Origin of the sequence: Pseudoalteromonas espejiana DSM 9414 (genome assembly GCF_002221525.1) — a bacterium.
GTDB classification, from domain to species: domain Bacteria; phylum Pseudomonadota; class Gammaproteobacteria; order Enterobacterales; family Alteromonadaceae; genus Pseudoalteromonas; species Pseudoalteromonas espejiana.
The window spans coordinates 69110-83023 of the sequence record NZ_CP011028.1 but is presented as its reverse complement, the minus strand read 5'-3'; the positions used below and the strand labels follow the sequence as shown (position 1 = coordinate 83023).

Sequence of the window (13914 nt, the reverse complement as noted above, 5' to 3'; positions counted from 1 at the left end):
GTGCAATTAATTGGCTATAGTTAATATGCCTAAAATAACAGCACGATACCTATAAATGCCGCCAGAGAATAATAAAAAAAATAAAGTTGATAACTTTAAGCTAACCTTTTGGCTTTCGCTTACGCTAATAATATTAGTCAGTATTGTATTGGATAGGATTAACTATAATCGCGCCAAAGACGCCCACCGCCTACAAATTTTATCTGAGGTCAGCACCTACCGCGCTCAACTAGAAGCCACCTTGGTCTCTAATATTCAACTTGTAAGGGGCTTAGCTGTGGCTGTTTCAGCAGAGCCAAATTTACAACAAGATCGCTTTGAGCAAATTGCCGAGCCTTTATTTAAAACCTCGAACGAGCTTCGCAATATTGGCGGCGCACCCGATATGGTAATTCGTATGACCTACCCGCTTAAAGGCAATGAAAAAGCACTCGGCTTAAACTTTTTAGAAGCAAAAAACCAACGCGAAGATGCAATTAGAGCGCGCGATACTAATTCAATAGTCATGGCTGGGCCGTTAAAGTTAGTACAAGGTGATATAGCTTTAATAGCACGGGTACCTGTTTACATACCTCCTGAAAATCGTTTTTGGGGGTTGCTCTCGGTAGTGCTTGATATTGGAAAAGTATATAAAAACTCAGGCATTAAAGAGCTCGAAAATGAATATAATGTTGCCTTACAAGGGCGCCATGGTTTAGGTAAAAAAGGCGAGTTTTTTTATGGTTCTCAAAATATTACAGAGCAAGAACCACTTGAATTCACCCTGAGCTTTCAAGGTGGGAACTGGCAATTATACGTAGCACCAAAACAAGGGTGGGACCCAGCCCCTTCTACAATATGGCCGTTACGTGCTGCTATTTTTATTATTTGTGGGTTACTTGTGTGGGCTTTTTTATTCTTTTTAAAAATGCTCAATCGCCAGCAGCAAAATGAAAAAATGCTAGAAGCGATGAGTGATCTCGCACAAATTGGTGCTTGGTCATTTAACTTAGAGACGAAGCAAGCATATTGGTCAGAAATGACTAAAAAAATATTTAAATACCCATTAAATAAACAACCTTCTTGGCCTCTAAATTTAAACTATTTTAAAGCCGGTGAAAGCAGAAACCTCATAACAAAATTGGTCGAACAAGCAATAAAAGAAGGTAAAAGTTACGAGGCAGAACTAGAAGTTATAGACTCTGAAGGGCATGAAATGTGGGTGCTTGTTCATGGTGAGGCAGAGCAAAAAAATGGCCGATGCATAAGAATATTTGGCTCACTACAAAACATTGATGCCCGTAAACGTATTGAGCTCGAAAATAGTAAAATAGCATTACATAACGAAATTTTGGCCTCGCTAACAGCTAATGAACTCATTTTAAGTGGCCAACTAAGTCAGTCTAAACAAATAATTACTGAGTCTATTTGCAATGCTTTAAATATTGAACAAGCAAGTATTTGGTTTTTTAACTCTGCCAAAAGTAAACTTAGCCCCATAGCCTCACATAATACTCATAACGCCGTGGGTAATAACAATGCAATTTGGTTAAGAGAAGACGCCCCTGACTTTTTTGAAGCCATAGAAAAACAAGCTGTTTTTAGCGTTACAGATGCCCAAAAACACCCTTTATTAAAACCACTACGAGCGAGTTATTTAGCACCACTAAATATAAATGCCATGTTGTGCGTTATTATTCCAGCAGGCAACGGCACGATAGGTATTTTATGTGCTGAGCAATGTAAATCTATGCGCCCCTGGTCACGCAATGAAGAAAGCTTTTTAATTGCAGTTGCAGCCCTTATTGGTAGCTTGTACTCCAGCCAACAACGTATAGAAACCGAGCAGCAGCTAGTTACCGCCAAAGAAGCAGCCGAACAAGCCGTTATGGCTAAAAGTGAATTTTTAGCCAGCATGAGTCACGAAATAAGAACCCCTATGAACGGTGTGCTTGGCATGCTTAATATTATTAAACGCACCAAGCTTGATCAGCAACAAGAGCACCACATCGAGTTAGCGCAGTCATCGGCGCAATCGTTATTAAATATTATTAACGATATTTTAGACTTTTCTAAAATTGAAGCCGGTAAGCTCGATATTGAAAACGTACAATTTAACTTACCTAAATTACTTGGTGAGGTTGTTGAATCGTTTGCCTTAAAAGTTGAGCAAAACAATACCAACCTTATTTTAGATGCCACACAAATAACGGTTAGCGAAATAATTAGTGACCCTAACCGATTACGCCAAATACTAAACAACTTAATTGGTAACGCAGTTAAATTTACCTTAGATGGGCAAATTCTTGTTACAGCACAAATTGATGAAACCACCGATGGCAGCTTTTTACTTTGCTCAATTATAGATACAGGAATAGGAATAGATGCTCAAAAGCAGCAAACATTGTTTGATTCATTTACGCAAGCTGACACCTCAACAACGCGACAATTTGGCGGCACAGGCTTAGGGCTTGCAATTGTTAAGCAGCTTTGTGAGCTTATGGAAGGCGAAGTAAATGTAACCAGTATGCTTGATGAAGGGAGTACTTTTTCGTTTTCAATTAAAATACAGCCACGCCTTACTAAAGCGCAAGATTTACCAAGCCATTTAATTAACAATAAGCATATTTTAATTATTGATACGTGTTCACTTAATGCCAATATTGCAGCAAAACAATTAAGAGTATGGGGTGCGCACGTAAATATTTTAAATGATTACAGCGATATAATTAATTATTTTGATCACTGCGATAACCCACCAGATGCATTACTCGTTGATTATCACTTTTTTGAACAGGCAGCTCATCCTCAAGTTAACGCCCTAAAAAATAGAGTAATTAGCAAGCAGAGTAAACTCGTTGTTATGGCACCTATGAGCTATTCAAAAGAGCATAACAACATAGGCATAAATATAGATTGCCTCATATTTAAGCCGTTAACACCGTCTGATTTATTTGATTCTCTCACCAATGACAAATACATTGAGCAACAACAGCGCCAAGCGCAATTACAAAATAAGTTAACTGAAGCAGAAAAAGAAATTTCAGCGCAAGCACAAGTGCTACTAGTAGAAGATAATAAAGTTAATCAGGTAGTTGCATCTGCATTATTAAAGCAAATTGGACTTACATTCGATATTGCAGAAAACGGCAAAGACGCCATAGATAAACTCAACAGTGTTCAAGAAAAAAAATACCAGCTGATTTTAATGGACTGCCAAATGCCCGAAATGGATGGCTACCAAGCCACACATGCTATTAGAGAAGGCAAAGCTGGCCAACATAACAAGCACATTACTATTATTGCCCTTACTGCCAATGCCATGCAAGGAGACAAAGAAAAATGCTTAGATGCTGGTATGAATGACTATTTAACCAAACCGCTTGATTTAGCTGCACTTGAACCTAAATTACAACAATGGCTTGGCACACAATAAAGGTGTAAGCTAAAAACACTGTTTATTAATAAAGAAAAGCCATGCAATTATCAGCAAATCAGCAGCGCGTTATTGGCTGCCTTTTAGAAAAACAAAGCACAACGCCAGAGCATTACCCGCTATCGTTAAACGCATTAACTAACGCGTGTAATCAAAAATCTAACCGCGACCCAGTGCTAAGCCTTAGCGAAAGTGAAGTTCAATCGGCACTAGATGAGCTTGTAAGCTTGCGTTTAGTAACCCTTGATGAAGGCCTTTCAGGTCGTGTAAATAAATACGACCACCGTTTTTGCAACACCGAATTTAGTAATTTGCAGTTTAGCAGTCAACAACGCGCTATTATTTGTTTACTGCTATTGCGCGGCGCACAAACTCCAGGGGAGCTTAGAACGCGCAGCTCACGCCTAGCCGAATTTAACAACGTAAGCGAAGTTGAAACCGCGCTTGATGGTTTAGCAAACGATGATTATGTAATTAAACTAGACCGCGAACCAGGTAAGCGTGAAAGCCGCTATATGCACCTTTTTGCCGATTTAACCATTGAAGCCACTAGCCAACCCACTACTGCAGTAGAAGAAATTAAAAATGATGAAATTAACGAACTACTTGCAGAAATTGAGGAGCTAAAAGCCGAACTAAGCCGTATAAAAGCACATTTAGGGCTTTAATAAATAATAACGAAACCAGATAATATAACTGTATTTAAACCAGATTATTAAATAATGAGGAGCTGGCCATGCGCGCCGAAATTATGGCTGAAATGAAAGTTCAGCCAACTATAGATGTAAACGCCGAAATTACCCGTCGAGTTAGCTTTATCAAAGCACGTTTAGTGGCAGCTCATTCAGTCTCGCTTGTGCTTGGTATTAGCGGTGGTGTTGACTCATCAACCTGCGGGCGTTTATGTCAGTTGGCGGTAGATGAGCTAAATGCCGAACAAAGTACCGACAAATATCAATTTATAGCGGTACGCTTGCCATACGGTATACAAGCCGATGAAGATGAAGCGCAAATGGCCGTTGATTTTATTAAGCCAAGCAAACGTATGACCGTAAACGTAAAACCGGCTGCCGATGCGCTTCATGAGCAAGCCATGGCCGCGGTTGTTGGTAGTGGCGAAAGCTTGCCCGACCAAGCTAAAGTAGATTTTGTTAAGGGTAATGTAAAAGCGCGCCAACGCATGGTAGCGCAGTATGAAATAGCAGGCTTTTGCCAAGGCCTAGTTGTAGGTACCGACCACAGCGCTGAAAACATTACTGGCTTTTACACTAAATTTGGCGATGGTGCCTGCGATTTAGCGCCGTTATTTGGCTTATCAAAACGCCAAGTACGCGCACTTGCGAGCGCTTTAGGTGCACCCGACTTACTCGTTACAAAAGCGCCTACCGCCGATTTAGAAAGCGACCGTCCAGGCCTTACTGACGAAGAAGCCTTAGGCTTGAGCTATGAACAAATAGATGACTTTTTAGAAGGTAAACCTGTATCTGCCGAGGTTGAGCAAAAGCTTACTGACATATATATACGCACTCAGCACAAGCGCCAGCCAATACCGACTATTTACGACGAATTATAAACGCGTTAACAGCAAGTGCAGCCCTGCACTTGCTGATCTAATTGTTACTTAATTACGTAAACCTATTGAATTGATTTATAGTTAAATTTAACGCCTGCCAAAGAGATAACAGCATTACATGACATCGCCTATTTTAATAACGGGTGCAGGACAACGCATCGGCCTTGCACTTGCTAAACATTTTTTATCGCAAGACCAAGCAATTATTATTACCTATCGCACGCGCCACCGCGCTGTTGATTTACTCGAGCAACAAGGTGCGGTATGTATTTATGCCGATTTTAGTACTGATGCCGGCATTTCTACTTTTATAGATGCACTTAAGCAACATACGGATTCATTGCGCGCGATAGTACACAACGCCTCTAGCTGGGATTGCGAAGCAAATAACCCTGACTTTGAGGCGTTATTCGATAACATGATGCGCATTCATGCCAAAACACCGTATTTAATTAATAACAAATGCGCAGATTTATTACTTGCTTACCAATTAGCGTCTAAAGCCCCTGCTGATATTATTCATTTAACCGATTACGTAGTAGAAACAGGCAGCCCTAAACACATTGCTTATGCCGCAAGTAAAGCTGCGCTCGATAACCTCACAAAGTCATTTAGTGCTAAATATGCGCCTAATATAAAAGTAAACTCGGTAGCACCATCATTAATCATTTTTAATGAACATGACGATGAAGCTTATCGCGCTAAAACGCTGAAAAAATCATTAATGGGTATTGAGCCCGGTTGCCAAGAGATTATTAATAGTATTGATTTATTACTGCAAAGCCACTACATCACAGGCCGCGCTTTGCCCGTAGATGGCGGACGCCATTTAAAGTAGAACACACTAGACTGAGAAATTTATGCATGACGAATTAAAACAAAGCTACCAAAACATTATTACTGCTGTAGGCGAAGATGCTAATCGTGAAGGCTTATTAGACACACCAAAGCGCGCAGCCAAAGCAATGGAATATTTAACTAAAGGCTATCGTCAAACGCTTGATGAAATTACTAACAATGCGGTATTTACCTCTGACGCTGATGACATGGTACTGGTGCAAGATATAGAACTTTACTCTATGTGTGAGCACCATTTATTGCCGTTTATTGGTCGCTGCCATATTGCTTATATTCCAGATGGCAAAGTACTTGGTTTATCTAAGTTCGCGCGCATTGTTGATATGTTTGCTCGTCGCTTTCAAATTCAAGAGCAACTTACTCACCAAATTGCCAAAGCAGTTGAAGAAGTAACAGGTGCTAAAGGCGTGGGTGTTATTGTTGAAGCTAAACACATGTGTATGATGATGCGCGGTGTAGAAAAGCAAAATTCAAGCATGCGTACCTCTGTAATGCTAGGTAACTTTAGAAGCGACTCTAAAACACGCAACGAGTTTTTACAGCTTATTAAGGGCTAACTAATTATGGCTAACGCAATTATTAACGTAACTAATTTACGCCTGCGTACATTTATTGGCTTTAACCCTGATGAACGTGAAAAAAAGCAAGATGTAGTGATCAACTTAGAGATTCATTACCCTGCTGACGATGCGTGTAAAACTGATGAAGTAGAGCAAGCGCTTAACTATAAAGTGATCACCAAAGAGGTAATTAACTTAGTAGAGCAAGGGCACTTTTTATTACTTGAAAAGCTCGTTGCGGAAATTCTTGCTGTTTGCCATAAACACCCAAGCGTGCATTACGCCAAAGCACGTGTAGATAAGCCACATGCGCTGCGTTTTGCCGATTCGGTATCACTCACGCTTGATTGGGTTAAATAACTTAAATTATTTTATCTATACCTATGGCAAGGGCTATAACCGCTAAATAGCGTGCGCCTTTGCCAAGTGTTACTAGTAATAAAAACACACTAAAACGTACTTTAAATATGCCACCAATCACGGTGAGTGGGTCGCCCACAATGGGCAGCCATGCAAACAGCAAACTATACACACCGTATTTATTAAACTGATTTTGCGCTTTTTCAAGCCCCTTAGCCGATACCGGAAACCACTTTTTATTTTTAAAGCGTAATACTTGCGTACCCAACCAGTAATTCACACAACTGCCCAATACATTTCCAAGCGTAGCTGCACACCATAAAAGCCAAATGTTTGCTTTTGCTTGGGTAATCATCGTTATTAAAACAACTTCTGAAGAGCTTGGTAATAAAGTGGCCGATATAAACGCACTAATAAATAAAGTTAAATAAAGCATAATGCCCTTAGGCTAAACGTAAAAACCCAGCTTATAGCTGGGTTTGCAGAATAATAGCTGACGCTTTATTTTATCAAATTTAGGCTAAACGGGTAGTTAAACTCTTTACCTTCGTTGGCTTTAATACTTGCTAACACAACCATTATAAAAGAAAAGATAGCCACTAAAGGTAATAAAACTAAGCCTATTACGGCAAAGACTAGTAAAAAACACACAAAGTAAGCTATAGCCATAGTAATTTGAAAATTAAGCGATTTTTTACCATGTAAGTCCACTATTGGCATTTCATCTTTTTTAATTAGCCATACCACTAATGGCCCAAGTATAGAGCCAAAGGGAATAACAAACCCTGCTACGGCGCTTAAATGACAGAGCATTGCCCATGTTCTATCATCTTTATTAACTGGTTCAAGCTGTTGATTTTCGTCCATAACATTCTCCTTTTTAGTTTTAATTATAGTGCCTGCAAAGGCAGCAACTGTCCATAAAACAAACATATTATAAATTAAATCGCGTTCAAAACTGCTGTGATAAAAAAGTGATAACTTTGTGAGAGTTTCTTGAGCTCGGTATTCAATACTTACCTTGAATCATCACTTACAGGAAATAATAATGAAAGCTTCAGCATTTACAGTTGCAACCCTTTTAGCAGTCGCTAGCCAATCAACAGTGGCAGCAGAGCTAGATGTAGAAATTACTAACCTTACTCAAGGCCTTTACTTTACACCAGTACTAATAACAGCACACGATAGCGAAGATAAACTTTTTGAAGTAGCAACCGAAGCCTCTGCGGCATTGCAGGCAATGGCTGAAGGCGGCGATATATCAGCACTTGTTACTCAAGCGTCAGCGTCGAGCAGCGATATCGCAGAAAATCCAGCTGAGGGCTTATTAGCACCAGCAGCGTCTGCAACAGCAGAATTAACAACTACCGATGGCAACGAATACCTATCTGTAACGGCTATGCTACTACCAACTAATGACGGATTTGTAGGCCTAGATAGCTGGAAAATCCCAACAGAAGCTGGCACCTATACTGTTTACTTAAATGGCTATGATGCTGGTACAGAAGAAAATAACGAACTCGTTGTAGATGGGTCTGGTGCACCTGGTGTATTAGGTATTCCTGCAGCACCAGGCGGCCAAGCAGGCACTAACGGCACAGGCATTACAACTGGCGATACAAATACTATGGTGCACATTCACCCAGGTGCCCTAGGCGATGATGACCTAGAAGGTGGAAATAGTGATTTAAATAACACTGTACACAGATGGTTAAACCCAGTTGCAAAATTAACTGTGACGGTTAAATAGGAGAGTTAATTATGTCATCTCTTTCTAATTTTAAAAAAAGCGCCCTTATTTTAATGTTAGCCGGCTCATTAGCTGCATGTAGCGACAACGACAATAGCGACCCTATTGAAGATCAAGAACCTGTGGTGGTGGTTGAGCCTGAGCCTGTTGTTTATGAATTTACTATCACTTTTAGTAACTTAACGGCCGGTCAACCGCTCTCTCCCCTATCTGTAATTGCATTTGATGAAACCCCACCATGGATGTTTGGTGAGTCGGCTTCTGTCGGTTTAGAAATGATTGCAGAAAGCGGCGCTAATGAGCAGTACTTGAGCGACGAAAATGCACTTGCTTCAGTCTCGGCTGAAGGCGGTATTGGCCCTGGCGAAACAACCTCTGTAACGCTCTTAGTTGATGCACAAGATATGCTTAATTTATCTTTTGCTGCAATGCTTGGGAATACAAATGACGCTTTTACCGGTCTTAGTTCTGTAGATGTATCAACATTGGAAGTAGGCAGTTCAATATCAAGAACAACGCCTGCTTACGATGCAGGTACGGAAGCAAATACAGAAACAGCTGACACTGTGCCTGGTCCCGCAGCTGGCGGCGAAGGGTTTAACGAAATACGCGACGATATTGCCGATATAATCACAATGCACCCAGGCATTGTGTCTAATCAAGATGGCTTATCAACCTCTGCACTAGGTGCTGAACAAAAGTTTGATAACCCAGTATCGAAAATCGTGATTACTCGTACACAGTAAAACAGCTTGTAATGGGGAAGTGAGGCGACACGGATGTCCCTTTTTTACGAGGTTAACTATGCGGCACGAAAAAATACTGGTAGTAGAAGACGACAGAGAAATAGGGCAATTAATAACAACTCAACTTGCTTCGTTAAATTTGCATGTTGATCATGTTGTAAGCGCTGAGCTAGCACTAAAAAAAATATCAAAACAACCATACGGGCTTATTTTACTGGATATAAACCTGCCACTAATGGATGGCTTAAGCCTATGCCGTAAAATTAAAGAGCACTACCCTACCATCTCCGTTATTTTACTTACCGCGTTGAGTAGCGATATGGACCGTGTAATTGGCCTTGAAATGGGCGCTGATGACTATATTTGCAAACCTTTTTTTGCTCGCGAACTGCAAGCCCGCGTTAAAACACAATTACGCCATCGCTCACAGCTTCTAGCAATTCAAAATAACGAAAGTGACAGTCCATGCAATGAACAAACGCTAAATATAGGCTCACTCAATATTGAATTTAGCTCACACCAAGTTTATTTAGACGAACAAGCGCTTAACCTCACCGCCACTGAATTTGATTTACTGGTTTATTTTGCTCGCCATCCAAACCATGTTTTTAGCCGCCAGCAATTACTCGACAAAGTATGGGGGTATCAACACAGCGGGTACGAGCATACCGTTAATTCGCATATAAACCGCTTACGCGCCAAGCTTGAACAGCACCACCAAGCGCCATTTATTGAAACCGTTTGGGGTGTAGGCTACAAGCTTAACCCAAGCCAACTTGGGTAATATACTTAATGAACTTATCGCTGTATCAAAAGCTTGCGCTTTCTATTATGGTTATTTTTGGCATTATTTGCGCCTTAGTTTATAGCTGGAGTAAACAGCTTGAGCTTACCTCGCAGCATCATGGGGAGCAAAACCTCCACCTGCAACTTGCCGAGCATCTGGTTCAAGATAACCCGTTAATAAAAGAAGGTGTTTACGATTACAAAGCACTGGAAAATCTATTTCATACTTTAATGTTACTAGGCCCAGCGTTTGAGTTTTATTTTGTAGATGAAACCGGAAAAATATTAACCTACTCTGCAAAACCCGGAAAAGTAAAACGAAGCCATATTAATTTAGACCCACTTAAACAGCTTATAATTAATCCTAAAAGCGCTCCGGTTTATGGCGACGATCCGCGTAACACTCAAGGTAAAAAAATATTTTCTGTTGCACCGGTTTATAACCAAAAGTCCCTGCAAGGTTATTTATATGTAATTATTGGTGGTGAAGCATACGATACATCTTTAAATACAATTAAAAACAACGACCAGCTTTGGCTTACCGCACTGTGGCTTGGGGCCGCCTTAGTTTGTTTATTGATTGCTATGCTAATTTTACTGCGCTTTTTTACTAACCCGATTCAGCGATTAGCGCGCGATGTAAGTAAAATTGAAGCGGCTAATTACAGTATTACCGATACAAAGCTCAGTAACTATTCAACCCAAAAAAGCAACGAAGTGCACAGTTTAGGCCGCAGTATTCAAGCTATGATTACCCGCATTGACGAGCAATTTAAAGCACTAGAGCAAAGCGATAAACAGCGCAAAGAGCTACTTACCCATTTATCGCACGACTTACGTACGCCCCTTGCCTCTTTGCAGGGTTTTTTAGAAGTGCTTAATCAGTCAGGCGCACAGTTAAGCGCTAAAGAACAACGAGAGTACTTGCATGTTTCTCTTAATAACTGCGATCAACTTAAACAGCTTATTGAGCAAATTTTTGAGCTTGCTCATTTAGAAAACGGTGAAATAAGCATACACAAAGAAACCTTTAATTTAGGTGAGCTTATTTACGATTGCATTGCTAAGTTTTCTCTTACCGCCGAGAAAAAAGGCCTCAACTTAACAGTAAAACCGGCAATTTGCGATTTCCCTGTTGTAGCCGATATTGCAAAACTTGAGCGTGTATTGAGTAATTTAATTGATAACGCAATAAGGCACACACCTAAAGGCGGCAGTATAGCGGTACACGTTAAGCATATTGATAAAGCGCAGTTATTTGTGCAGGTTTCTGATACTGGTGTGGGTATTAAGCATGATGAGCTAAACGCTATTTTTAATCCGCATTATCAGGCTTCAAACTCTAATAACGAAGGCCGGCAACAAGGTGGCTTAGGGCTTGCTATTTGTAAGGGCTTATTAAAACTTATGGACAGCGAAATAAATGTACAAAGTGAGCTGGGCAAAGGCACTATGTTTAGCTTTAACTTGCCACAAAAAATAAAGGTATAGCCATTGGCTATACCTTTAAACATTACTTAATTTTATTGTTATTAGGGCGGGTTATCTAGTTTTTAATACCCGCTAAATCAAGCATAAAAGCATAATTAAACGCAGTATCTTCTAAGCGCTTAAAGCGACCCGATGCGCCGCCATGCCCTGCTTCCATATCTATTTTAAACAGCAGTTTATTATCATCTGTTTTGTAATCACGCAGCTTAGCAACCCATTTAGCTGGCTCAAAGTATTGAACTTGTGAGTCATGCAAGCCGGTTGTCACTAACATATTTGGATATGCTTGCTTAGATACTTGGTCGTATGGCGAGTACGAAAGCATATAGTCGTAGTACTCTTTTTCATTTGGGTTACCCCACTCGCCATATTCATTGGTGGTAAGCGGAATGCTGGCATCAAGCATGGTGGTAACTACATCAACAAACGGTACGGCGGCAACCATACCTTTATAAAGCTCAGGAGCTTGGTTTGCTACCGCGCCCATTAATAAGCCACCAGCACTACCACCATAAGCAAATATTTCATCTTTAGCGCCATAGCCTTGTGCCACTAAAGCTTTAGTTACATCAACAAAGTCATTAAAGGTATTCTTTTTAGTTAGTAATTTACCATCTTCATACCAAGGGCGACCTAACATTTGCGAGCCGCGTACATGGGCAATAGCATAGACAAAACCACGGTCTAGCAAACTTAAACGCGAGCTTGAAAAAGTAGGATCCATGGTGGCGCCATACGAGCCATAACCGTATTGTAGTAATGGGTTTGTGCCATCTTTTTTAAATGCATCTTTTCTATAAACTATGCTTACCGGTACTTTTATGCCATCGCGCGCTTCTACAAAAATACGCTCAGACGCATAATTATCGGCATTAAAGTCACCTAATACTGCCTGCTGCTTAAGCTGTGTTTTATCACCTGTTGTAAGGTTAATATCGTACGACGTGCCTGGGGTAGTCATGCTGGTATAGTAAACGCGCAGCATGTCGGTATCCATTTCGTTGTTACCATAACTTGCAATGGTGTACGCACTGTCATTAAAGCTAAGTGTTTGTTCATCGCCGGTTGTAAGGCTTCGCGCTATAAGACGAGACTGACCCATTTCACGCTCTTGGTAAACGAGGTAGTCTTTAAATAAATCAATGCCTTCTAGCTTAATATCATCACGCGGGGCAATAACCGTTTGCCAGTTGGCTTTATCATGCGCTTTATCAACATCTACCTTCATTAGCTGAAAGTTAACCGCGTTTAAGTTAGTCACTATGTAATACGTATTACCAAGCTTTGAAACACTGTACTCAAGGTCGTCCTCACGCTCAATTAAGCGCTCAGGTTTTGCTTTGCTATCATCAGCATTTAGTACCGACATACCCGATGCATTTGTGCTGCTGTGCCAAATATAAATCTGTGAACCATCTTTGCTTTTACTAATCCCCGTGTAATAGCTGGTATCGGTTTCTTCGTAAACTAGTTCATCATCACTTTGTGGTGTGCCTAATGTATGGCGGTAAACTTGATAGCCTAATAACGTTTGCGCATCTTTTTTAATGTAATAAAAAGTTTTATTATCGTTTGCCCAAATAACACCACCATTTGTGCCCTCAAGCGTGTCTTCTAATAATTTACCGGTGCTTAAATCTTTTACTTTTATGGTGTAAATTCTACGGCTAACCGTATCTTCACCGTATGCCATTAAATTATTATTTGTACTTACTGATAAGCCACTTACAGCAAAGTAATCGTGCGCTTTTGCCAACTCGTTCACATCTAAAATAACTTGTTGATCAGCGCCTTTAAAGTCACTACTGCGTACGTAGGTTGGATATTCGTTATCGCCACGGGTTTGTGATGAGTAAAAATAGTCGCCTCTTTTTACTGGTACTGAGTCATCATCTTTTTGAATACGCTCTTTTAGCTCTTCAAATAACTCACTTTGCAGGGTTTTAGTATGCGCGAGCATGGTGTTTGTGTAAGTGTTTTCAGCTTCTAGGTAACTAATAACCTCTGGCGCTTTGCGCTCGTCATCTCGTAACCAGTAGTAATCATCAATACGCGTGTCGCCATGAATCGTCATTTCGTGAGGTACTTTTTTAGCGATAGGCGCCACTGCATTAACTGTTTTAGGTGCTTGCTGTGTTTGCATAGTGTTTGTTGTTGAAGTGTCGGTAGATGTACTTTGTGGTGCTTTGTCACACCCAACTAAAACAGCTAGTGATAATGCGGCTAGTGTGAATGAAGAACGGATCATGTTTAAACTCTCGGTCATTTTTATTATTTGTACTGTTAAATATACCTAATAAAAAAGCGTGGTGAAATTTAGTTTGTGAAGCTATGTAAAAAGGGAGCCGAAGCTCCCTTTAAAATAACTAAGTAGT

General features: G+C 40.4%; 13 protein-coding genes. 10 read left to right on the top strand and 3 right to left on the bottom strand.

Annotated elements, in window-relative coordinates; translation table 11 throughout:
• The first annotated feature begins 55 nt into the window (after positions 1-55).
• From PESP_RS00415 to folX, 6 genes are all read left to right on the top strand, one after another.
• Complete coding sequence (locus PESP_RS00415) at positions 56-3415, top strand: ATP-binding protein (RefSeq protein ID WP_089346281.1); 3360 nt, start codon at positions 56-58, stop codon at positions 3413-3415.
• Positions 3416-3456: 41 nt separating this feature from the next.
• A complete protein-coding gene (locus tag PESP_RS00410) occupies positions 3457-4083 on the top strand; it encodes a YceH family protein (protein ID WP_089346280.1) in 627 nt (208 codons plus the stop codon).
• A 68-nt stretch (positions 4084-4151) separates the two neighbouring features.
• A complete protein-coding gene (gene nadE / locus PESP_RS00405; RefSeq protein WP_089346279.1) occupies positions 4152-4988 on the top strand; it encodes an ammonia-dependent NAD(+) synthetase in 837 nt (278 codons plus the stop codon).
• Between the two features lie 118 nt (positions 4989-5106).
• A complete protein-coding gene (gene folM / locus PESP_RS00400; RefSeq protein ID WP_089346278.1) occupies positions 5107-5826 on the top strand; it encodes a dihydromonapterin reductase in 720 nt (239 codons plus the stop codon).
• 22 nt (positions 5827-5848) lie between these two features.
• Positions 5849-6403: a GTP cyclohydrolase I FolE gene (gene folE / locus PESP_RS00395; protein ID WP_055015863.1), complete on the top strand. Its 555-nt coding sequence runs from the start codon at positions 5849-5851 to the stop codon at positions 6401-6403.
• A 6-nt stretch (positions 6404-6409) separates the two neighbouring features.
• Complete coding sequence (gene folX, locus PESP_RS00390) at positions 6410-6766, top strand: dihydroneopterin triphosphate 2'-epimerase (protein ID WP_058547727.1); 357 nt, start codon at positions 6410-6412, stop codon at positions 6764-6766.
• Position 6767: 1 nt separating this feature from the next.
• On the opposite strand, the gene PESP_RS00385 is transcribed toward folX, so the two are convergent.
• Positions 6768-7202, bottom strand: a complete 435-nt coding sequence (locus PESP_RS00385) for a YqaA family protein (protein WP_089346277.1) — start codon at positions 7200-7202, stop codon at positions 6768-6770.
• A gap of 65 nt (positions 7203-7267) precedes the next feature.
• Positions 7268-7633: a DUF4870 domain-containing protein gene (locus PESP_RS00380; RefSeq protein ID WP_089349061.1), complete on the bottom strand. Its 366-nt coding sequence runs from the start codon at positions 7631-7633 to the stop codon at positions 7268-7270.
• Between the two features lie 181 nt (positions 7634-7814).
• Here PESP_RS00380 and PESP_RS00375 point away from each other — a divergent pair, with 181 nt between their 5' ends.
• From PESP_RS00375 to PESP_RS00360, 4 genes are read left to right on the top strand one after another with little or no spacing between them, the layout of a single operon-like run.
• Positions 7815-8516: a spondin domain-containing protein gene (locus PESP_RS00375; protein WP_089346276.1), complete on the top strand. Its 702-nt coding sequence runs from the start codon at positions 7815-7817 to the stop codon at positions 8514-8516.
• Positions 8517-8527: 11 nt separating this feature from the next.
• Entirely contained in the window at positions 8528-9262 is a 735-nt protein-coding gene (locus PESP_RS00370; protein WP_089346275.1) for a spondin domain-containing protein, read from the top strand.
• Between the two features lie 58 nt (positions 9263-9320).
• On the top strand, positions 9321-10046 hold the full coding sequence (locus tag PESP_RS00365) for a response regulator transcription factor (protein ID WP_089346274.1): 726 nt from the start codon (positions 9321-9323) through the stop codon (positions 10044-10046).
• 8 nt (positions 10047-10054) lie between these two features.
• Positions 10055-11539 carry a sensor histidine kinase gene (locus tag PESP_RS00360; RefSeq protein WP_089346273.1) on the top strand — a complete coding sequence of 495 codons (1485 nt, stop codon included), beginning with the start codon at positions 10055-10057 and terminating at the stop codon, positions 11537-11539.
• A 55-nt stretch (positions 11540-11594) separates the two neighbouring features.
• On the opposite strand, the gene PESP_RS00355 is transcribed toward PESP_RS00360, so the two are convergent.
• Positions 11595-13787, bottom strand: coding sequence for a S9 family peptidase (locus PESP_RS00355; RefSeq protein ID WP_089349060.1), 2193 nt, complete (start codon positions 13785-13787; stop codon positions 11595-11597).
• Between the last annotated feature and the right edge of the window lie 127 nt (positions 13788-13914).